The following is a 21,400-nucleotide window of genomic DNA, read 5'->3' as shown; positions in this document are numbered from 1 at the left end:
ACATACCTGTTATCGGACAATCGTCTTCTGACCTAATGAGGACTATAGCTTAGTAGCTCTGCAATAACGCAGAGCCACTAAGGATCGACCTTTAATTTTCATCAATCAGGAGACATCCGGAAGAAAAAGTGCACTTGCTGGAACTGTCTCTTTAGCTTGACTAGCACTTTCCCACATCAAGCGGACTCTCGCATCGCCTTCATTCTCGTAATACTCCACCTTGATATCGTATAGCCGACCAGCCTTCAGCGTTATAGTGCCCTTACGCTCAGTACCACTTTGCTTAGTCCAACTATCAATCACGGATTCCCCATTCACCCAGACACGGATACCATCATCTGAGGTAGTGTAAAATGTATATTGCTCATTATATAACGGCTTAATTTTACCGCTCCAACGTATGGAGAAACGATCAATCCCGAGGGCGGCATCCGGCGATCCTTGCCGCCAATTGAAATCGATTATTGCATCAGTTCTGTTAAGAGTTGCCGCTCCCGACAACAACATGTTGTTGTAATACTCTCCTGCAAGCCCCTTCGCGAGAGGAATTGCTGCCTCCCCCTCTTCTTCGGAAGGTGCCGGCGCTGGTGCGGCGCTAGGTGTCGGTGCCAGACCAGTATTTAATTTATCTCTGGTCAGGGTGTAGTTGCTATTCATAAATGTTTTGATTGTGTCTGCACTGTTATTTTCGTAAAGCATTTTTCCCCAGCTCATCATATACGTCCATTTACTTTGCGATTGCTGAAGCTTCTCCAGATTAGGCATTTCACCATTCTCCCCGATCGCAATCGGTTTGCCTGCGGCTAGACTCAACAAGCTGTCATAGTATTTTTGCTGGTAATCATTTTCGTATATATCTGCTGCCAGAATATCTACTTTATCAGCACCTGGATAAGTTAGCGCATAAGGATCTGACCAAACATTGGGAGCATTCGGACTCCATACCCATAACAGATTATTTAATTTATGAACGTTAACAAAACGGTCATACATTATATTCCATAGTTTAGAAAAGTTATTTTTCTTCCCCCACCAGAACCAGTTCCCGTTCATTTCATGATAGGGTCTCCAAAGCACCGGAACATTGGCATCACGCAAGCTTTTTAAAGAGACTGCCACCTTATCAAGCTCAGCGATCAGATTATTATATTGCTTAGTACCCGGTGTAACGTAACTATCGAACTCACTCTGGCTAAGTGTTTTTTTCACATTATCCCAGTCATAAGAGGTGCCCGGCAGGTTAGCATGAAAAGTCATAGCTACGATCCCGCCCGCTTTATTCCAGTTGATGGCGCTGTTCACCACATTTTGACGTTGCCAAGCCATCGTTGCTTCGGACTGACCACTGATCGCACCCATTTCATAACCGTGAAGAGCCGCATATTGTCCGCTGGTTCCCTTCAGCATATTGTTAATTTCATCTGGACTTTCTAAATAGTCATGTTGACCAGCAATAATGCCTTTTCCTGAGATCGAGTAAAAATAGTTAAGCAGCTTTACGGCTTCAGGTGAGGCACCTGGGGTAACTGGCGTTCCAGAATTTGAAGCAGCTATGACAATAGACGGCGAAATTCCAACAGCAAGCGGAAGTGCAGTCAGAAACAGGACGAGTGACAGAAATGCACCAAACAATCGATACGTACGGTAAGCTTTCAAAATAATCTCCCTTTCGGTAGCCAGGCTGCCACTCTTTCGAAGGCCCTATAGCTTTGCGTCCCTACCTTTCGATAGGTTTGCCTTTTCAATTTAAGAGAAATAATCTCTCTTACCGTAAGTATCGACGACAATTAATGATATATTTAGTGTTTTTATGACTTTTTTTGATAATTGAGTCAATTTACCTGTTTCAAGAAATTTTGAATTGGTTAAATAGATAGGTTAGACCTATGAAATGAATTGTTGTAGTTCTATATCATTCCAGTCTAAAGTAATACGTATGTTATCTTCTTCTACTAATTCAGACCCCGTCTGTACCTCTATAAACTCAACATCCGTCAAAGCAAGGATCGCGTGTTTCGTTCCTTCCGGTATACGTACCACGTCCCCAGCCTTCACATTATGTTTTTTCTCATTCAGCACAATACTTGCTTCGCCGCTGACGATTGTCCAAATTTCACTACGCTTGCGATGTAATTGATAGCTGATATTATTCCCCTCGGATATAAAAATCCGTTTGGTCAGCACTTCATTGCCTTCATCATATTTCACATAATCAATAACTTTGTAATGGCCCCAGCGGCGTTCCTCGTACATCGGTCTTTGTTCAAAGGTCTTCAGCACTTCTTTAATCCGTGGGCTCTCAGCTTTATGGGTAACTAGAATTCCATCCGGGCTAGCCGCAATGATCAGATCCTTCGCACCAATTACCGTAATCGGAATGTCCAGCTCATTAATCAAGCAAGTCCCCTCAGAATCCGCCGTCACAAAACCTTTTCCTACATGCTTGCTGCTCATTTCCTCTGTCAGCGTATTCCACGTTCCAAGATCCTTCCAGAATCCATCATACGGCTGCACCACAATATGTTCTTCTTTCTCCACCACTTCATAATCAAAGCTGATGGAAGACAATAGCTTATACTGCTTCTGCAATTCTTCATATCCTAAAGGCAACCCTTTACGCTGCAAAATATCTAACAAGTACCCTAAACGGAAGGCAAACACTCCGCAATTCCACAATGCATTTTGCTCGATGAGCTGTTCTGCTTGTATGCGGTCTGGTTTCTCTTGAAAGTGACTCACCTTCATAAAACCATTCCCCCCCGCCTCTTCAGCGGTAGGAATAATATATCCGTATTTCTCTGAGGCATGTTCAGGAACAACACCCATTAGTGCCAGATTTGCTCCACTTTCCAGCATGGTCCCCTCAAGCATAGCTATGGTATCGAAAAAGGATGCTTCTACATAAGGGTCAACAGGCAATATTGCTACCGTCTCCGCTGGAGAAACACCTGCCACTGAATAAAGATAGGTAGCTGTTAAGGCGATAGCCGGAAAAGTATCCCGACGCTCCGGTTCAACGATAATCGGCACATGACTTCCCAGTTGGCTTTGTATCATTTCTACTTGGCCGCGGCCGGTGGCTAGATAAGATGATTCTGCCATCCCTGCTTCCTCCAGCTGTCTCCAGACACGTTGTACCATGGATTCTGGTTCACCTTGAGGGCTTTCAAGTACCTTTAGAAATTGCTTTGAACGTGAGTCGTTAGACAACGGCCATAACCGTTTACCTGAACCGCCTGATAGAAGTACCATTTTCATAGAATGAACCCTCCTTGAATTATGGAAATCGAGCATAATGGAATTGTTATCAAAACGTATAGCTTCCGCTTAGCCTTAGTTCGAGCGGATGCATTTTTTAAAAAATTTATTAGGTATGAACCACTCCAAGGGATTTTGGACTTCCGATCGCTGTTATCCTCAGATTTCCTGATTGGACCGCTTCTCGCGGTAGAAATCCGAGGATAAAGGCGAACACTCCGTTTCTACAGTTCCAAATTCCCTTTCCGTTCTTAACCTAACCAACTACTTTTTAACAATGATCCATGCGCACCGGGCTGTACCAGCCGGAAGCGAGCACGTTTTTCTAAAGATTTGCTTCTGCTCCGGGGGAGGCAGCTGCAACTGCAAGAACAACTGCAAGAACAACTGCAACTACAAGAACAAGACTAGTTGCCACCACAGAGACAGAGACAATGACAATGACAACTACAAATGCTACTGCGGTATATAATCAGAGTACCTAACTTTATAAATTGCTTAGAAACTTAAGATTAAGGGAATGGAGTGGCGGAAGAGAATTTTGGAACTGGAGGAGCGATAGGTCCACCTTTGTCTGCGGATTTCTACCGCTATCAGCGGTTAAAATCAGGAAATCTGCAGACAACAGCGGCTGGAAGTCCAAACATTCTCTGGAGTCACGGCTCATCCCTAAATAGAAAAATCACAAGTTCAATCAATATAACTTAGATTAAACCGCTCCAGCCACACTAGCAGAATAACCGCTCAATCCGCCCATCTGCGGGCGGCCGACAGAATGATAAACGAGGCCGGTACCCTCGATTTGCTCCTTGGAATACACGTTGCGTCCATCGATCAATACCCCATTACGCATGCTTTTCGCCAGCTGATGCAGATCAATCTCCTTGAGCAGGCTCCAATCGGTCAAGAGGCAGACGGCATCGCTGCCCTCAGCCGCTTCCTCTGGCAGATGGCACCAGCGAAGCTGCGGATGATCGTATTGCAGCCTGAAATTTGTAGCTGCGATTGGATCATATAGTTTGACTGTTGCCCCCTCAGCCACCAGTGCCTCAACAATCTCTCTGGCGGGAGCTTCGCGGACATCATCAGTATTAGGCTTAAAGGCAAGCCCCCATATCCCAATCGTCGAACCGCGCAGGCTGCCAAGTGATTCATGCAGCTTGGAGATGATCATAAAGCGTTGTCCCTTATTCACTTCGACTACAGATTTCAATAATTTGAATTCGTAATCGACGTTGCCCGCAATTTGAATGAGCGCATTAGTGTCTTTCGGGAAACAGGAGCCTCCATAACCGATGCCAGCCTGCAGGAAGGATGACCCGATTCTTTGGTCCATACCCATTCCTTGTGCTACCTCGGTTACATCAGCTCCCACTTTTTCACAAATATTGGCGATCTCATTAATAAAGGAAATCTTCGTGGCCAAAAATGCATTCGAAGCATATTTGATCATTTCAGCACTGCGTATATCTGTTACAAATACATTTTCTGTGAAACCCTTATGAAGCTCGCGCATAGTTGGTTCCAGCTCTGGATTATCAAGACCAATGACAATTCTGTCGGGATGGAGGGTATCGCGAATCGCTGAGCCTTCACGTAAAAACTCAGGTGCAGACACGATATCAAAAGGATGATGGGTATGGCTAGAGATCATTTTGGAGATTTTCTCATTTGTCCCTACTGGAACTGTAGATTTAGTCATTATAATTTTGTGCCCTTCCATCGCTTTAGCGATTTCAGCGGCTGCACCCTCAATATAGGTTAAGTCTGCTTCACCATTAGGCAGTGATGGCGTACCTACAGCAAGGATGATAATATCTGAACGGCGCACCGAATCCTGAAGATCCGCAGAAAAAGATAACCGTTCCTCACGAAGATTCAGTTCAATCAGTTCCTCGATTCCCGGCTCATAGATGGGCGATTCCTTCTGTTTCAGCTTCTTAATCTTTTCCTCGTCCTTATCCACACAGATGACATGATGTCCGCCCAGTGCAAAGCACACGCCAGATACAAGACCCACATACCCAGTACCGATTACTGTCAGCTTCATATAATCATCCTCCTTTTAGAAAATTGACGTACGCCTGCTCAACATACTGCTTGAACTTAACCATAAACGCCTGCTCATCGAATTTACGTGCATGCTCCATAATTTGATCGATATCCCAAGCGTAGGACTCTACCTCATAAATAGCCTTAAGTAGATCCTCCACTTCTTGATGCTGAAAGAACACACCATTTACATAAGGAATAATAGTATCTAGTGCGCCACCTGCTTGATAAGCAATTACCGGTCTTCCTGCAGCGTTCGCTTCCAGCGGTGTAATTCCAAAGTCCTCTTCTCCTGGAAAAATAAATGCTCGACACTGTGCCATCATTCCAGTCACTTGCTCATCTTCTAGCCGGCCCAGAAACGATACATTATCCTTAGCCATGCCTTCGAGGCGCTTGCGATCCGGTCCATCCCCTACGATATAAAGCTTAAGACCGTTACGATTGAAAGCCTCTACCGCCAGATCAATCCGCTTGTAGGAAACAAGCCGGGAGACAATTAAATAATAGTCGCCAATGGTAGAAGAGCTTGTAAACCGGGCTGTATTAATCGGTGGAAATATGACATCTGCATCCCGGTGATAATAATTCTGAATCCTCGTCTTCACTACTGAAGAATTGGCTACGAACTGATTCACATTTTTGGAAGTCCGTTGGTCCCACGTTTTAAGCTGCTGCATGTATACCTTAAGCATTTTCTTGAACAGCCCGGAATTCGACTGACGTTCCATATAGGTGTCATAGTCCCATGCGAAGCGCATAGGCGTATGGCAGTAACAAAGATGAAACGTATGTTTAGGAACCTGAATACTTTTCATAAAAGCACTGCTGGAACTCAGGACGATATCGAAACCGCGAAAGTCCAAATCACGGATGGCCATTGGATAAAGTGGCAGCACCCCTTTAAAATTGGTCTTTACTCCCGGAATCTTTTGCAGCCAGGAGGCACGGATATCCGCATCTTTGAGATTGTCAGTAAGGCGGCTTCCGTTAAAAACCGTTGTGTAGATTGGAGCCTCGGGATACATGTGATGAAAGACTTCCACCACTCTTTCCGCGCCGCCCATTTGGATTAAGTAATCGTGCGCTATCGCAATTTTCATGTGAATCATCCTCAAAGTTTTATGGAGCATCATCTTCAGAATTACCGCGTCATATCATCTGTCAGGTGCCCGCCAACAAACCTTTATAGTAGTCAACGATGTCCTTGACCGTATTCTCGATAACAAAATGCTCTTTCACTCGTTTCATCCCATTGTCCGCCATCCGCCGTCTTTCCTCTGGGTGATCCAGCATCCATTTAATGGAGTCTGCCAGTATCGCCGCGTCACCAGGCTCTATCAGTAATCCTGTCTCACCTTGAACTACAATTTCTACCGGCCCGCCTTCATTGGAGGCGATCACCGGTAATCCCGCTGCCATTCCTTCAACGATAACTTGGCCAAAAGGCTCAGGAGTTACCGAAGTGTGAATCAGTAAATCAGCAGTATTCATAAGGCCTTGAATATCATCCACATGCCCTAGCATGCTTACATTAGTAAGCTCGTCGTTTTTTATCTTTTGCAGCAATTCCTGCTTATAAGCCTCTTCTCCAAACAGAGCGTCTCCGGCCAGCCAGAACTTCACACGAGGTTCGTTCTTAAAGCTTTTTGCGGCTTCCAGCACAATATGCTGACCTTTCCAATGCGCCAATCGACCAACTAGCAGTACGTTAAAATTCTTCTGGTCCCGCATGCCGATCCCATTACCAATCGCTTTAGCGAAAGCGGAGTATACGACCAGCGTTTTTTTGGAACGCGGCAGCTCCAAAGCATTCAGCGTAGAATGTGAATTCGCGATGACTCCATTTGGGAGCAGTCGCGACAGCAAACGAATTCCTTTGGCAACGATAGGCTTTAAATAAGGGGCTCCAATATGATCCCGGATATGCCAGATCAATGGAACGCCTGCTATTTTTGCAGCGATGGCTCCGTATAATGCAGATTTCAGGGAATTGGTGTGCACGCAATCTACCTTCTCCGCTTTTAAGAGCGGCGCAAGCTTGCGGCCATAAGCCAACAGCTTGAAGGCTGCAGCAGGTGCTCCCAAGTTGACTGCATTTCTACCACGACTTCTGATGCTCTCATCCAGCGGAATAATACGGACATCCATCCCTTTTTCACGTAGCCGTTCAGCCAGCGCACCATCCTCAGCCAGGATTACCAGTGGATCGATCTGTTCTCCAATATGGGTAAGGATGTTAAACAGGGCAACTTCTCCACCACTCCATTTAGCAGTGTGATCTATATAGGCCACTCTAAGCATTACGTGGTCACCTCCTCTCCTAAAGCTTGCAGGAACACGGATTCTACTTGATCCGTAACATGCTCCCAAGTATATCTCTCTAGTACATGCTCTCTACATTCATCACGGCTCGGAAGCAGCTTTCGATTGCTAAGCATATGGATCATGCCTTCGGCCATGTGGTCGCTACTTGAACTCTTAAATAGCAATTCCGGCCGGAAGCCTTGCAAAATCTCCTTATTGCCGCCAATCGGTGTAGCCATCACTGGCAATCCTGAAGATAAGGCTTCAACGGTAATCAAACCAAAGCCCTCCAATGCCTGTGAGGGAACCACGAACATGTCCGCTGCCTGATAATAAGAGGCTAGTTCATGATCAGGAATGTAGCCTAGCAGTCTTACCTTGTTGCTTAAGCCATAGTCGGCGATCTTTTCTTCCAGTTCCCCCCGCAACGGCCCTTTACCACCAATCAGCAGAATTGCATTCGGAAAACGCTCCGCAACTTGCTTCCAGGCTTCAAGCAGCTGGAGTAGTCCCATTCGATTGACCAAACGCCGGACAGTCAGCACGGTTGTTGCTCCCTCAGGTAAATTCAAGGTCCGGCGAATCGCCAATCGATTCGTAGCGGGGATAAAACGTTCCACATTAGCTGCACCTGGAATCACAATAATTTTGTGTAGTGGCACTCCGTGCAGCTTATGGAGAATATCGCGGAACGTCTCACTAAGCACGATGAACTTATCCGCAAGCTTATAGGCTCTATGTTCAATGGATTTGGCGATGGTTGTTTTGACCCGGTGCTTAATGCCTTGGCCTTCGATTTTCATTTCTTCATTCCATGGGCCATGAAAAGTCATTACTACAGGAATCCCACGTTTCTTTGCTTCCAAGGCTGGACCAATACCATAAGGAGCAAAGTGAGTGTATAAAATATCTATACGGCCACTGCCCTCTCCCATCAGATCGGCCGCCTTACGCTGGAAAGCATCCTTACGTTTCCAGATCCCATCTTTTGGATCTCCGGCATTGTGAATAATCAATTCCTCAGGGGTAGCAGGCGTCTCTTGACTGCAAATCAGCGCATGCACCCGATTACGTGAGGAGAGTTGCTCGCAAACGGATTTGAAATACGTGTTAAGCCCACCCGGCTGTAGCGACGGCCAGCTAAGGCCTGTCGTCATAATGTTCAATCCGTCACTGTACGGCATAGCTTCTCTCTCCTTTATTCTCCTTCTCGGTCTGACTCGTCTTCGCATTGTGCTGAGTCAGCTTTCCCGATCTAATTAATTCGTAATGCTTGAAGCCGACCATGAATTCATACATGACCCAGAATACGGATACACCGAAGCCTGACATTCCCTTCTTGAACAACCCATGTAAGAAATACTTTTGCAGGAAACGGGCTGGTGGTCTTAACAGCAGATGACTGACCCGAAATCGTTTGCCCTTGGCATACGCACTTTCAGCTTCCAAGTCAGTATACTTATTGAAACGTGCCACATGATCGTTAATACTGCGGTAACCATAATGCCAGAGGGTTCCTGTCAAACGTATGGTTCGCTCTTCTGAGACCTCGGGCATCTCGTGCACCAAGCTATTTCGAATTCCATATGCTTTGCGGTTGTATAGGCGCACTAGATATTCGCCACGATCCAGCCATCTGCCCATAAAATCACCGATCCGGTAGATAGAATAGGCAACCGATTGATCCATAAGCCCCGGTTTCAGTTCAAGAATACTTGCGGCCAACTCGTCGCTGACCACTTCGTCAGTATCAATAAGGAAGACCCAATCATGAACCGCGCGTTCTACTCCGAACTCCCTCTGTTTCGCATATCCGGGCCAAGGGTTGACGTATACTCGACAATTCAAGCTTTCAGAAAGCTGTACTGTCCCGTCTTTGCTGCCTCCGTCAATCACAACCACCTCGTCGGCGAATAACCTGCAGGATTGTATGGCCTTAGATATTCGAACTTCGTCATCCTGAGCGATGATGACAGCCGATATTGGATAATTGCCTTGGCCGCCTACCACGCTTTTTACTGAATCCATGAAGGTTTCCTCCTTTATCTTTCGCATTATCCATTCATATCCATAGGTTTCTTGCGAATGTAAGAATTCATCGTCGTCTTCATCCACTGAATGTCCTCGCGGGTAATAAGCAGCCGCGGAAGTTTAACTTTTAAGGTGTACTTTATATTGAGAACAATGAAGAAAAATCGCAGGATTGCTGATGACAACATCGCTATCCCTGCTCCGAGTAAGCCAAATTTAGGGATGAGCAGGAACAACATTGGGATAACCAAGAGTAAGCCAAAACCTTGAAGCATCGAAACAATTTTCGGCTTGCCTAGCGCCATAAAGGCCTGCGCCAGAATGATCGTCCCCCCGCTAATAGTCACTTCAAGGAGCAACAAACGAAACACGGTTAATGCCGCATTGAAGTCTTTGCCGTACATCAACGGAATTACTAAAGGGGCTAAGAGCATCAGAACTACTCCGCCAAGCATGGTGAAGGTCGTACTTATTCGAAAGGCTTTGAATGTTAACTCAACTGCCTGTTCTTTTGACAGCTCAGAAGCCTTAGGAAACAAGACGATCGTAATCGAACTTGAGAAAAAATTAACCATCCGCGATAGACTCACAGCCACTACATACAGTCCCAAATCAGCAGGTCTTAACAAACCGGCAATTACGATCTGATCGATATAGGTAGAGAAATTGCCAAGCAAGTCATTGCCGTAGGAACCCAGCCCGTAAGTGAACAATCTTTTTAAATTCTGATAGGCCCCTCTCATCTTCACCTTATAGGTGCGAAGCAAGGAAATCGTCATTCCGATAAACAGCGGCGCCCCCGGAAGGAGATAGGCAACTGCAGTTGTAAAAGGATTCATCTGATCCAGCGCGATCAATATCCCGATCATCGTCAGTGTAAGCAATGGCACTAGATAGCGAATCCAATTAAATCTCTTGTATTCTCCTCTGAATTGAAAAGCTGCATTGTTAATTTGAGAGATCGCTATAATCGGACACAGAATCATAGACCACTGAGCAAAGGTCACGACCTCCGGACTGAATGACTTCAGCCAATAAGGCAAGACCACGATACCTATAATCATCGCTATGACCCCAAAAATGGTACCAAGCAGCAACGCCATACGATAAAGCACTCCGGCATCCTCCGGGTTTTTCTTAGCGTTATAGATGAGAGCTGAAGGAATGCCAAAGCTCATGCTAAACGCCAGAAACTGTGACCAGTTAATCATCGCCGTCTGTTCCCCACGACCTGTCGGTCCAAGATAACGGGCGGTCAGTACACCAGTTAACATGTTAATCAATAGGATCATGACACTGACAAACATAGTTTTTACGGCTGCCGAGCTGTTGTCCTTGCTCTTGGCGAACAGTCTAAAAGATGACCAGATTGTTCTAGCGGGGAGAGATTTTGCATTCAACTGCTGCATACGGTGTTCCCTTCCTTCTACTTTGAGTAATCTCCCTTGCGCTGAGGCCAAGACCGATCAGCATCCAGATTAAGTATCCCTTGAGTCCGGGAAATCCATTATCTGATACCAAACTGACAATCGCACCGGTCCAAGTAGCTAACGCAAGTCGGGCGTAGGGCTGCAATTGGTCCCTGCTGATTACTCTAGCGAATATCTGTTTGACAACTGCGCCTAAAGCTCCGAAGAAGAACACAGCACCCAGAACACCAAAGGTAAGCAGTAAAGCGATAACTCCGTTATCCATAATTCCGTACTCTCCAAGCTCGCCGTCATTACCAAGCTTAGTCCCTTGGCCTACACTACCAATTCCCTGACCTACTGGATTGGCAGCGACCATCGGCAGCATGTTTTGCCATAAGCTTAGCCGTTCATTATAAGAGTGATCTTCCTGAACAGAAGATAGTGTCTCTACCCGAGCAACCAGTCCTTCGGCGCCAGGCAATTTCGGCACAACCCAGAACAACGCAGCAGCCACAAAAACTAATTGGATCAAGGTTTTCCACTTTCCCTTAGAAGGAGAGGTTCCAATGTACATGAGCAGCATTACCAGAAGTATCAGCCATGCCGCACGTACTAAAGTAGTCAGCAGGCAAATTACAACTAGCAGAACGCCGATCCAGCGCAATGTTCCCCGCCATTTTTTCTCCAGTATCATCGGAACTAAAGCAAACGCTAAGAATGTTGCTGCCGGTCCGGGCGAATTCAGCGTAGAGAACACTCGGATTTCCAATGGATATGGATTTCCGATGGACATCATGTCCGCATGTTTCATCCAGAACACATCCCAAGGTGGCACTGTCAAATACTGAACAATCCCGTAAATGGCAACTAGGACTGCAATATTGGCAAAAGCAGTAAGCAATCGATCGATATCCTTCGGCTTGAACTTCGTGACGGCAAAGTACGGCAATAACAGCAGTGGCACAATATAATTCGCTAAGTCATAAACTGAGCCCATGCCATTCTTAGCCAAACCGATTAAAGCACCATAACCCAGCGCAACTGCGAACATTAACATGATCCGCGTGGAGGCTTTTTGAATATTATGAATCTCCTTCAGCAGCGGAATGATCAAGGTCACACCGGTTAACAAGGGAGCTAAGCTCAGCAAGGATACAGAGTGATAAACTCCTTCTGACCAGTCAGCAATGCGGCGCAGCTCTGGAGCTACGGCCCAGATTAGCAAGGTATAAGCAACCAGCATTTTCGGTCTAAGTATGGCTAACAAGAAAGCCGGGAATAGGATGGCTGAGAGAATGGCTCCCTGCAGACTGTTCGATGAACTCAGCATCGCACTGGAGAAGCCAATGATCAGCGGAAGAGAGACACCTACAGCAGCAGTCCCCCCTATTAATCCAGCTGTCTTGATGAACCTAAGTGATGGGGGCGTAAATACACTCATTCCAAGCCTCCTTCCTTCACCTTATCCCGCTTACGCAGTTCCTTAAGTAATAAAAGTAGAAATTGTGCATCGTCCACAAGATATCTTTTCCAGAGCCGGCCGGGCTCCTGGCTAAGCCGCCAGAACCATTCGAACCCTGTTTTTTGCATGAAGCTAGGTGCTCGTTTCACTGAGCCTGACAGAAAATCAAAGGTCGCTCCCACTCCGATCGATATCGGAGCTTGATAAGAGGTATAGTGGCGATAAATCCACTTTTCCTGCTTAGGCGCTCCTACACCAACAAACACGATATCTGGCTGGCACTCTGTCAGCATTTCTATAATGCGTTCATTCTCCTCCTCATTGTGCTCGAATCCATAGGATGGAGAATAACAGCCAACCACATTTATTCCGGGATGCGCTGTTTTCAAATTCATTGCTGCCCGTTCCGCCACGCCTTCAGCTGAGCCTAAGAAGAACAGCCGGTACTTCCTTTGCTCAAAGGCGTTGCCCAATCGATTAAATAGATCCGCGCCGGATACCTTCTGCTTAAGCGGCTTACCTAGCATTTTGGATGCCCAGATCAGTGGCATTCCGTCAGCAACAACTGCGCCTGCCTTCGAATATACCGTTTGAAATTCTTTATCCTTACGAAGCTTGATCACATGATCTACATTACAAGTGAGAATATAAGACTGATTCCTCTCCTGAATGGTTTTATCAATGTAATCAAGCAAATCCATGAAATCATAGTTATCAAAATTGACATCGAACATATTCACTTGACTCATCGTATCACTTCTTTTTGTGGGGAATCGGTTGGCTGTGAAGATCGATACAGGCAGTTCAGGTACCAACAGAACGGAATAATAAATTGGACCGTCGACAGCGTGTTATCGGAGAATGAGTAGATTAAAAACGCTGCAATAAATAACAGATAATAAGGTTTGATCGGCGGAGCCAATGCTCTGTACACCAGAATAAATACAGCCAATAAAGAGAACATCAACAGAATAGCGCCAATATATCCCCCATCGAAGTAAAAGCGGATATACTCGTTGTGCGGAACTACAAAACCCTTATACAACGTTCCATCATTTGCTACCGTCACTGCTCCAAGCCCTCTACCAGACCAAGGAGAGTCCGCAGCCTTATTTAAGAAATACTCCCATGCCTCCGACCTTCCTGATAAATCAACAGCCGTATCTGTCTGTCTCTCAAAGGAACGTTTCTCAAAATTATCAAGCTGCCAGAAAACAGCGACCATAATCAGGAAAAATGCACCCATCAACGGAATTAGCAGATAGGTTCTGCCCTTCAAATATTGGCGAAGAATATCATAGAAGTAGTAGAGAACGGTAAGTCCAAGTGCCAAGATAGGCCCTCTTGTTCCTGTTCCAATCAAGATAAAGAAATTCAGAACTAACATGATATAGAAAAAGCGTGCTTGCTGCGGATTCCGCTTCACCTCAATAAATGGAATCGCTACTCCCATAAAGGCCAGCATCGCTAGATGCGCAGGAATATTAGCCCCCTGAATCCGTACAGCGCCTGTATACTCGATGTTGAGAAAATTATGAACATGCGCAAGCTGCAGCAACAAACCAACCACTACACTAACAAGAGGAAGCATACAGATAATTTTGATTTGCAGCTCGGCTACATTCTTTTTCCAGTTAATTAATAAAAATACGAATGGAATGGATAGACCGATAAAAGCTTTAACTGCAATGGATGAGGTCATTTCCGGCAGCCAGATCGAAGATCCAAAGGTAATCACCAGCAGCGCCACCATTGCCCACAAGGGGTGACTCAGACGAAACCGCAAGCCATTGACCAGAATACAAGGAACAAGCAGCATCACGATAACTAATTTATAAAGGGACAGTATCTCCATTCCGAACATGCTGCCATCATATAAAAAGTTAATCGATATTGCCGTTGTGATTAGAACGAAATAACTGATCAGTTCAGGCCGTGAAATCGAGATTCCCAGCAAAATAATCAGAAGCACGGCAGCTATCGCAATCATCGGCTGGTAGATGACCGCCGTTCCAAAGAACAGGGCCGACATGAGATAGAGCATCCCGTATGGCAAAACATTTAATTTGGAGCCCCACTCAAAATTTGTCATGTTAATCCCTCACCCCGCTGCGGAATGCCTCTCCCGATTGAGAATCATATGAAGCGTTCCACGAATACTCTCCAGCCTGCATTTGTTCAAAAGCCTTCTTCCTTTGCTTCTTGAGAGGATAGAATCAGCCAGGATATACACGAGTTTAGCGGCTGTCTTTCCCACTAGAAGCAGCTTGCCTTTTAGTCCTTCGCTTTTCATAGCGTTAGAGATACCTTGGCTATAATAGCGCCTCATAATCCAGTCTTCCGTCAAGCGGGCCGCCGGAACGAAATGGTCAACCGCCATTTCCGGATGGTAGAGGATGGAATGCCCTTCTTTTTGAATCTGTCCGAATAACCAGGTCTCTTCACCGGAGAGCAGAGAATCACCCTTTCTTCCGAGATCCAGGGGAAAAAGACTGATGTCGAATACGAGCTTCCGCATCGCCATATTGGCCCCACAAGGATGAAGTTGCTTGGGATATTCCTTAATCCGGCTACCTAAATCAACAATCGTGTACGGAAGCTCAAAGGGTTTAATCAACCAGTCCGGACGTTTACTTTCAAATATCGGAGCGATTTTGCCTCCCATAGCCATGACCTCCGGTTTACTCTCGAAAGTACTGACAATCGTTGTTATCCAACGCTGGCAAGGTATCGCATCATCATCGAGAAAGGCAATCAGCGGCGATTTGGAAGCCAGAATTCCTGTATTTCTAGCCGCTGAAAGCCCCTGCATCGGCTCCATCATGTAGCGGATATCCACATCAGCTCCATGCTTTCCTATAAACTTTTTGACGCAAGCTTCAGTATCATCCTTGGAACAGTTATCCACAACAATGATCTCCGCCTGCTCTAAGTGATCCAGCTTTAAAAGTGACTGAAGCGTCTTGATCAATAAAGGTGCTCTGTTGTAGGTACAGATGATAATGGAAAGCTTAGGAACGTCTCCGTATTCACGCATCGGCATTCACCTAATTTCCACATTATTAATAAGCATCTTTTGAACCGAGTAACATCAGTCCGGTTTTAGCAATGATTTTTAGATCCAGCATGGTGCTCCGAATATGGATGTAGGTTAAGTCCAGCTGTACCATTTCGTCGAAGCCGACACTGTTTCGGGCATTCACTTGCCAATATCCGGTACAGCCTGGTGTAACCGTCAAACGCTGTTTGTCATATTCCGTATACTGAGCCACCTCTTCTGGCAGCGGAGGACGAGGACCAACCAAACTCATTTGACCTATCAGCACATTCCACAGCTGAGGTAGCTCATCGATGCTCGTCTTGCGCAGGAATCTCCCTATCTGTGTGATCCGCGGATCGTTCTTAATCTTGAACATGGCACCGCTCACTTCGTTATAGGCCATCAGGTTTTCTTTTAACTCCTCAGCGTTACTAACCATGGATCTGAACTTATACATCGGGAATTGCTTTTCATTCTTCCCAACCCGGTTTTGCCGAAAGAACACCTTTCCTTTCGGATCCTCCAGCTTGATCAGAATCGCCACGACAACAAATAATGGCATTAACACGAGAAGACCAAGAGCGGAAAAAAAGATATCGATCATCCGTTTCATTATCAAATAGGACTCTGCTTCTTTCCTTCTCTCATCGGTATGCAGCATGTAAATTTTCGGCAGGACCGCCTCGTAGTCTTCCGGCAGTTTTTGCATGCTCATCCTCCTCATCTAAAATTTTGCGAACTCAACTTAACTACTCAAGCTGGTTTGTCCCATTTTATTCAGCCATTCCGACATTGCATCCATCACCGGATAGCGCAAATCTTCGCTTTGCAGTGCAAATTCAAGTGTTGTCAAAATATATCCAAGCCGCTCGCCGACATCATATCTTGTTCCGTCAAAATTATAGGCATATACCCGTTCACTCTGATTCAGCTTCTGAATGGCATCTGTCAACTGGATCTCTCCGCCGGCGCCTTCTTCCATTAAATCGAGATACTTAAAGATCTTCGGAGTAAACACATAACGACCCATGATCGCCAGATTGGAAGGTGCCGTACCTAGTGGCGGCTTCTCTACAAAATTGTTAACCCGATACAATTTACCGTCCTGCAAATCCGGTTCAATAATACCGTAGCGATTCGTGAATTCATCAGGAATTTCTTGAACTCCGATAACCGAGTTTTGTGTTTCTTCATATTGATCAATCAGCTGCTTAAGGCAAGGTACGGCTCCTGTGACGATATCATCGCCTAACATGACACCGAATGGCTCGTCTCCGATAAACCGTCTTGCACACCATACCGCATGCCCTAGACCCTTTGGTTCCTTCTGGCGGATATAGTGAATTTCTACCTTGGCTGAACGCTGAACCTCTTTAAGCAGATCCAGCTTTCCATCTTCCAGAAGCCTAGACTCCAGCTCAAACGCATTGTCAAAATGATCTTCAATGGCTCTTTTACCTTTACCAGTAACAATGATGATATCTTCAATACCGGAAGCAATAGCTTCCTCAACAATGTATTGAATGGTTGGTTTATTGATAATCGGAAGCATTTCTTTAGGCATGGCTTTCGTTGCAGGAAGAAAGCGCGTACCTAGTCCTGCCGCGGGTATGATTACTTTTTTCACCTTTTTCATCGCACTTTACCTCCTAAAAGTTTTGTGAGCATTAGCTTCAATGATTTCACTTCGAGCAAAAAACACTTCGAAAGCATAAACATTTACTTCGCCTGGTTCATGGCAATTCCGATTAGATTAGAGCCGGTCTGTTCAAGCAGCGTCTTCGCTTTGCGAATCGATTCCCGTTTGGACTTTCCATATCTGGCCACCAGAATCACGCCGTCCGCTTGAGGTGCCAATATACGAGCATCACTGAAATCGACTGCCGAAGGAGAATCCAGCAGGATCAGATCGTAGTTTTCTTTTAGTTCCTCAAGCAAAGCGGTCATTTTGGGGTTGCCTAGCAAATCCGGCGGACTAACATGAGTTTTTCCCGCCGGGATGACTGAAAGATTGGCTAAGTTTCCGAGGACAGCGATGTTATCTGCTTCCTCTTGCCCACTTAAATAAGCCGCAAGCCCGTCACTCCCCTCTACTTCAAACACGGTATGAAGACCGGGATGTCTCAGATTGCAGTCAACCACCGCTACCTTCTTGCCATCCTGGACGAAAGAGACCGCGAGATTCGACAATATTGTCGTCTTGCCTGCTCCAGCTTCTGCTGACGTAAAGAGCAGCACTTTTCCTCCGCCGCCCTGTGCTAGTCCAAGCTGACGTATATATGTGCGCAGTGATCGGAACGATTCGGAGATATGCGAGGATGGATTAACGTCTGTAACCAGACTCTTATTTAGCCGCAACATAAGCACCCTCCTTCACTCTGGTGTTGCCTGCCGCCTTACCTAAATCACGTTTACGAATGGTTGCGATCGAAGCAATTACCGGAAGACCAAGGTCATATTCCGCTTCCTTTTCAGACCTTAATGTGCCGTTAAGTGTTTCCATCAGCAAAATAATTCCTAGGGCAGCCATAAGTGATACAACAAAGCTGATGATGAGATTCATCGCAAACCCGCCGTTCGAGGGCCCTGGAACATCAGTCGGATCGGCCGGTGTCAGCAAGGTAACATTGTCTACCCTCATCAGCGATGGCAATTCACGAATGAATGTCTGCGATACCGCATTTACGATCCCGGCAGCTTTAGTGTAGCTTTCATCCTGAACATTGAGGTTGATCACCTGACTCTTCTCTGAAGTTTTAATCTCAAGCTTCTGGCTTAGTTCATCGGCCGTGAGACCAAACTCCGGGTGATTTTCTATTACGCTTTTCATGATGGTCGGTGATTTCATAATTTCCTTGTAACTCTCAATTAAATTCAGGCTAAAGCTCAAATCGTTAAGATTGTTGCTCTCGGGAGCTTTGGCAATGTTGTTGACAAGCAGCTGTCCGGAAGCGGAATAGACGGGTTCAACGAAGTTTTTGCTAACATAGTAAGTCGTAGCACAGGAGATCAAAACGAACACCATGATGAGCCAAAACCTTTTTTTAATCAGGTTAATGTAATCCAGAATCGTCTTTTCCACAGTAACCCTCCTTCCGCTAAAATTACATTCTGAAAGCATTCATGAAAGTTTCAGTTGTTGCTTTAATTCTATCAATCCACACCATTCGCCACATGGCTCATACCATCACTTTCCTCTTCACTTTGGAGTAAGACGTTATACCTCTTAAGAGGGGGATTAGGTATACTTTAGTGCCATATCGAGGGCAAATTTAGGTTTTAACGCACAAAAAAACACGGACAACCTGTCCGTGTTCATGTACTATGCTTACGAATTATTTCAATTTTCACTCGTAAGACATTTCATATTTGGTTAATCCGACAGCATTTGCATAAAGCGCTGCCTGAGTACGATCAGCCACCTGTAATTTAGCTAAAATCTGACTGACATGCTTCTTCACCGTAAATTCACTAATGAAAAGACGTGAAGCAATTTCTCTGTTGCAGGCGCCCTGTCCCAGCTCGATCAGGACTTCCTTTTCTTTGGGTGTTAATTCATCCGTTGGGCTGCTTCCACTCATGCGCATTTTATCTTCCATCAGACCAGGATCATAATACTTTCTTCCCTTGTGCACCAATTGGATAGCAAACAGTAACTCCTCGGGCAACGCCTCTTTCAGTACATATCCATCTACCAGTACTTCTTCAGCCTTCAGGAAATCCTCTCTGCTTGCAGATGACGTCAACAGAATGAACTTACTAACGATACCACGAGCACGCGCTGTCTTGATGACATCCAATCCCGATTCATCTGCTAGCTTAAGATCAATCAATACGAGATCAGGCTGCGTCTCCTCAATCACAAGAAGCGCTTCTTGGCCATTCGTCGCCTCACCCGCAAACTGCACATTCGGTTGCATCGAAATGACAGATGCCAGTCCTCTTCTAACTAAAGGATGATCATCAACAATGACGATTTTCACAGAAACGACCTCCCGCCTAAAGTTTATGCATTCTTTAATTCAGCTACACCGACAGGAATCGAAATCATAATTCTTGTTCCTGTGCTCTCATTACTGGACAACTGAAAGTCGCCACCGAGCGACTGGGTCAAATATTGCATATTCTTCATGCCAAGTCCGCTTACACTATCTTCAGATTCAATCCATAACAAATCAGTATCAAAACCAACACCATTATCACAAATCAATAATCGAATCCAAGTCGGCTTCAGAGACAGTTCTACATCTACTCGACTGGCAGCACCATGCCTGATGGCATTACCCGTGGCTTCGGAGATAATCCGAAAAAGCGCTTTGTGGTAAGGATAAGGGAGACTGAAATCATCGCCCGTTATTTTTAAATCAATATCAACATCATTTAACCTGGATAAGCTCTTCAAATGTGATCTTACCATGCCCAACCAAGTAGGACCGCCACTCTTCTTGGAGCTAAGACTGTAGATCGTGATCCGCAGTTCTTTAGCAACCTTTGTAGCAGAATCATGAATAAGCTCAATTTGTTCTTCTAGCTCATGATCTGACATTCTCTTCCACGATTCCTTCAGCGAATGCGTCGCATACACAATACCAAAAAGGCTCTGCGATACACTGTCGTGCATTTCATCCGCAATCCGGTTCTGTTCGTTCGTGATGATCAACCGGTTCTCGATCACACCAAGCTCATGTCTTTCAAGAATATTCGCACTTAGCTCAGATAAGAATATCAATTGTTGAATATACCATCTGCGGCCTTCCAGCCCCTCTGTAGACTCCAGCTTGAGTCCAATCATCCCTACAAAACGGGTGCTCATCCGTACAGGCATCAGCAGGAAATCGCCTAATCCCGGCAGATTTCTAAAAATAGGCTCTCGCTGCAATCTCCATTCATGCTCATGTTTTCCCAGTTCTGAGAATAGGAACTGTTCCTCTTCCTGCTGCCAGCCGGTCTGCCTGCTCTGCGGAGCTGGTTCTCCGCTTTTCTTGGCGAACCAAAACAAAGCCTTATCTAGCTTCGTTAGCTTAACAACATAATCGGTGATCACTTGACCGATATTCATGAAATCATGTTGGCTTGAGGTTTCCACGATATGGTACAGGGATTTGATATGCTCCATCGTCTCTTTCGTGCGAGCATTCGATTCTTCACGTTGCCGCTTCATCCGATTAACGATCTGCATTATTATAACCGTAAGTACCAGTGTTAGAAACAGATTCCCATTTATAAATACAATTTCTAAAAAATTTCTGTTCGCAGAATTGATAAAAAAATAACAGAGCACCGCAAAAATACTGATATAGCTTAAGAGCAACGACCATCCAAAATAAATGGACAATGAGCCTGCAGCAATCAATACAGGATTAAGCACATAGAGCCTAAAAGAGCTTTCGTACCCACCCGTAAACAAGGTCAATGCGATAATTCCCACCATCTCTATACTAACAGCCAGGACGAGAGTCTTTGGCCTGCTGCGTAGCCTTCGATAACAAAATGAGAACGTTTGTGCAAACACAACAAGTATAGCAATAATAAGTGATTTATAAATTATGGAAGGTCCCGTCTTATCTAGAAGATACATGAGTGATGTGAGGGACAATGAAAAATACCTGTAATACGCAATCAGTTTGTCTTCTGCAGTTGGTTTGATTTTCATCCCACCACCCTATTCTCCAGTTTTTTGGAAAATGCGAGATTGTACTGTGCTCGATAAAAGCATCATACATGAGAAAAATCACAATAACAAGTTGACATTTCCCATGTTTGCGCTTCCATTTGAAAAATAGTTACAAAAAATTTATTATTTTTTCAGTAGGTTTTATCACTAAAATTTGGAATTTT

19 protein-coding genes and 1 riboswitch are annotated in these 21,400 nt (G+C 45.3%); of the genes, 1 reads left to right on the top strand and 18 read right to left on the bottom strand.

All coding sequences use genetic code 11. The features are described 5' to 3' along the window. Positions 1 to 105 precede the first annotated feature (105 nt). Entirely contained in the window at positions 106 to 1,656 is a 1,551-nt protein-coding gene (locus MKZ16_RS04875) for a glycosyl hydrolase (protein ID WP_081382474.1), read from the bottom strand. A 12-nt stretch (positions 1,657 to 1,668) separates the two neighbouring features. Further along, a riboswitch (cyclic di-GMP riboswitch) is annotated at positions 1,669 to 1,748 on the bottom strand. Between the two features lie 136 nt (positions 1,749 to 1,884). Further along, positions 1,885 to 3,258, bottom strand: coding sequence for a sugar phosphate nucleotidyltransferase (locus MKZ16_RS04870; RefSeq protein WP_076104223.1), 1,374 nt, complete (start codon positions 3,256 to 3,258; stop codon positions 1,885 to 1,887). 525 nt (positions 3,259 to 3,783) lie between these two features. On the opposite strand from MKZ16_RS04870, the gene MKZ16_RS04865 reads away from it, so the two are divergent. Then, on the top strand, positions 3,784 to 3,966 hold the full coding sequence (locus MKZ16_RS04865) for a hypothetical protein (RefSeq protein WP_339815416.1): 183 nt from the start codon (positions 3,784 to 3,786) through the stop codon (positions 3,964 to 3,966). A gap of 1 nt (position 3,967) precedes the next feature. On the opposite strand, the gene MKZ16_RS04860 is transcribed toward MKZ16_RS04865, so the two are convergent. From MKZ16_RS04860 to MKZ16_RS04785, 16 genes are all read right to left on the bottom strand, one after another. Further along, positions 3,968 to 5,308 carry a UDP-glucose/GDP-mannose dehydrogenase family protein gene (locus MKZ16_RS04860; RefSeq protein ID WP_076104222.1) on the bottom strand — a complete coding sequence of 447 codons (1,341 nt, stop codon included), beginning with the start codon at positions 5,306 to 5,308 and terminating at the stop codon, positions 3,968 to 3,970. Positions 5,309 to 5,312: 4 nt separating this feature from the next. Continuing rightward, positions 5,313 to 6,413: a glycosyltransferase gene (locus MKZ16_RS04855; RefSeq protein ID WP_036676592.1), complete on the bottom strand. Its 1,101-nt coding sequence runs from the start codon at positions 6,411 to 6,413 to the stop codon at positions 5,313 to 5,315. A gap of 61 nt (positions 6,414 to 6,474) precedes the next feature. Next, positions 6,475 to 7,614 carry a glycosyltransferase family 4 protein gene (locus tag MKZ16_RS04850; RefSeq protein WP_076104221.1) on the bottom strand — a complete coding sequence of 380 codons (1,140 nt, stop codon included), beginning with the start codon at positions 7,612 to 7,614 and terminating at the stop codon, positions 6,475 to 6,477. Then, positions 7,614 to 8,801, bottom strand: a complete 1,188-nt coding sequence (locus tag MKZ16_RS04845; RefSeq protein WP_036676596.1) for a glycosyltransferase family 4 protein — start codon at positions 8,799 to 8,801, stop codon at positions 7,614 to 7,616. Before MKZ16_RS04845 ends, MKZ16_RS04850 begins: the two co-directional genes overlap by 1 nt. Beyond that, positions 8,788 to 9,645, bottom strand: coding sequence for a glycosyltransferase family 2 protein (locus tag MKZ16_RS04840; RefSeq protein ID WP_038568901.1), 858 nt, complete (start codon positions 9,643 to 9,645; stop codon positions 8,788 to 8,790). The genes MKZ16_RS04845 and MKZ16_RS04840 overlap by 14 nt, the downstream gene beginning before the upstream one ends. A gap of 26 nt (positions 9,646 to 9,671) precedes the next feature. Next, positions 9,672 to 11,057 (bottom strand): oligosaccharide flippase family protein, encoded by a 1,386-nt coding sequence (locus MKZ16_RS04835; RefSeq protein WP_036676601.1) that lies wholly within the window; start codon positions 11,055 to 11,057, stop codon positions 9,672 to 9,674. Further along, positions 11,023 to 12,501, bottom strand: coding sequence for an O-antigen ligase family protein (locus MKZ16_RS04830; RefSeq protein ID WP_036676604.1), 1,479 nt, complete (start codon positions 12,499 to 12,501; stop codon positions 11,023 to 11,025). Before MKZ16_RS04830 ends, MKZ16_RS04835 begins: the two co-directional genes overlap by 35 nt. Further along, the gene (locus MKZ16_RS04825; protein WP_036676606.1) at positions 12,498 to 13,271 is read right to left on the bottom strand and encodes a WecB/TagA/CpsF family glycosyltransferase; all 774 of its coding nucleotides are present in this window, start codon (positions 13,269 to 13,271) and stop codon (positions 12,498 to 12,500) included. The genes MKZ16_RS04830 and MKZ16_RS04825 overlap by 4 nt, the downstream gene beginning before the upstream one ends. Then, the gene (locus MKZ16_RS04820; protein WP_036676609.1) at positions 13,268 to 14,614 is read right to left on the bottom strand and encodes an O-antigen ligase family protein; all 1,347 of its coding nucleotides are present in this window, start codon (positions 14,612 to 14,614) and stop codon (positions 13,268 to 13,270) included. The genes MKZ16_RS04825 and MKZ16_RS04820 overlap by 4 nt, the downstream gene beginning before the upstream one ends. A gap of 9 nt (positions 14,615 to 14,623) precedes the next feature. Next, positions 14,624 to 15,559, bottom strand: a complete 936-nt coding sequence (locus tag MKZ16_RS04815) for a glycosyltransferase (protein ID WP_036676610.1) — start codon at positions 15,557 to 15,559, stop codon at positions 14,624 to 14,626. Positions 15,560 to 15,584: 25 nt separating this feature from the next. After that, positions 15,585 to 16,277 (bottom strand): sugar transferase, encoded by a 693-nt coding sequence (locus MKZ16_RS04810; RefSeq protein WP_036676612.1) that lies wholly within the window; start codon positions 16,275 to 16,277, stop codon positions 15,585 to 15,587. Between the two features lie 30 nt (positions 16,278 to 16,307). After that, a complete protein-coding gene (galU, locus tag MKZ16_RS04805) occupies positions 16,308 to 17,198 on the bottom strand; it encodes a UTP--glucose-1-phosphate uridylyltransferase GalU (protein ID WP_036676615.1) in 891 nt (296 codons plus the stop codon). 83 nt (positions 17,199 to 17,281) lie between these two features. Continuing rightward, entirely contained in the window at positions 17,282 to 17,923 is a 642-nt protein-coding gene (locus MKZ16_RS04800; RefSeq protein WP_036676617.1) for a CpsD/CapB family tyrosine-protein kinase, read from the bottom strand. Next, on the bottom strand, positions 17,907 to 18,644 hold the full coding sequence (locus MKZ16_RS04795; protein WP_036676620.1) for a Wzz/FepE/Etk N-terminal domain-containing protein: 738 nt from the start codon (positions 18,642 to 18,644) through the stop codon (positions 17,907 to 17,909). Before MKZ16_RS04795 ends, MKZ16_RS04800 begins: the two co-directional genes overlap by 17 nt. Positions 18,645 to 18,909: 265 nt before the next feature. Beyond that, a complete protein-coding gene (locus tag MKZ16_RS04790) occupies positions 18,910 to 19,545 on the bottom strand; it encodes a response regulator transcription factor (protein WP_036676623.1) in 636 nt (211 codons plus the stop codon). A 23-nt stretch (positions 19,546 to 19,568) separates the two neighbouring features. Continuing rightward, positions 19,569 to 21,215 carry an ATP-binding protein gene (locus MKZ16_RS04785; protein WP_036676625.1) on the bottom strand — a complete coding sequence of 549 codons (1,647 nt, stop codon included), beginning with the start codon at positions 21,213 to 21,215 and terminating at the stop codon, positions 19,569 to 19,571. Between the last annotated feature and the right edge of the window lie 185 nt (positions 21,216 to 21,400).

Source organism: Paenibacillus sp. FSL R5-0928 (genome assembly GCF_037970385.1).
In the GTDB taxonomy this organism is placed as follows: Bacteria; Bacillota; Bacilli; order Paenibacillales; family Paenibacillaceae; genus Paenibacillus_AQ; species Paenibacillus_AQ odorifer.
Note: the sequence above shows the minus strand (reverse complement) of the source record. Positions and strands in the feature narration are given on the sequence as shown.

Coding starts and splice junctions, on each gene's coding strand:
- MKZ16_RS04835 (WP_036676601.1), bottom strand. CDS start 11,057: ATGCAGCAGTTGAATGCAAAATCTCTCCCCGCTAGAACAATCTGGTCA.
- MKZ16_RS04810 (WP_036676612.1), bottom strand. CDS start 16,277: ATGAGCATGCAAAAACTGCCGGAAGACTACGAGGCGGTCCTGCCGAAA.
- MKZ16_RS04850 (WP_076104221.1), bottom strand. CDS start 7,614: ATGCTTAGAGTGGCCTATATAGATCACACTGCTAAATGGAGTGGTGGA.
- MKZ16_RS04845 (WP_036676596.1), bottom strand. CDS start 8,801: ATGCCGTACAGTGACGGATTGAACATTATGACGACAGGCCTTAGCTGG.
- MKZ16_RS04785 (WP_036676625.1), bottom strand. CDS start 21,215: ATGAAAATCAAACCAACTGCAGAAGACAAACTGATTGCGTATTACAGG.
- MKZ16_RS04815 (WP_036676610.1), bottom strand. CDS start 15,559: ATGCGTGAATACGGAGACGTTCCTAAGCTTTCCATTATCATCTGTACC.
- MKZ16_RS04860 (WP_076104222.1), bottom strand. CDS start 5,308: ATGAAGCTGACAGTAATCGGTACTGGGTATGTGGGTCTTGTATCTGGC.
- MKZ16_RS04870 (WP_076104223.1), bottom strand. CDS start 3,258: ATGAAAATGGTACTTCTATCAGGCGGTTCAGGTAAACGGTTATGGCCG.
- MKZ16_RS04855 (WP_036676592.1), bottom strand. CDS start 6,413: ATGAAAATTGCGATAGCGCACGATTACTTAATCCAAATGGGCGGCGCG.
- galU (WP_036676615.1), bottom strand. CDS start 17,198: ATGAAAAAGGTGAAAAAAGTAATCATACCCGCGGCAGGACTAGGTACG.
- MKZ16_RS04800 (WP_036676617.1), bottom strand. CDS start 17,923: ATGTTGCGGCTAAATAAGAGTCTGGTTACAGACGTTAATCCATCCTCG.
- MKZ16_RS04820 (WP_036676609.1), bottom strand. CDS start 14,614: ATGACAAATTTTGAGTGGGGCTCCAAATTAAATGTTTTGCCATACGGG.
- MKZ16_RS04830 (WP_036676604.1), bottom strand. CDS start 12,501: ATGAGTGTATTTACGCCCCCATCACTTAGGTTCATCAAGACAGCTGGA.
- MKZ16_RS04840 (WP_038568901.1), bottom strand. CDS start 9,645: ATGGATTCAGTAAAAAGCGTGGTAGGCGGCCAAGGCAATTATCCAATA.
- MKZ16_RS04825 (WP_036676606.1), bottom strand. CDS start 13,271: ATGAGTCAAGTGAATATGTTCGATGTCAATTTTGATAACTATGATTTC.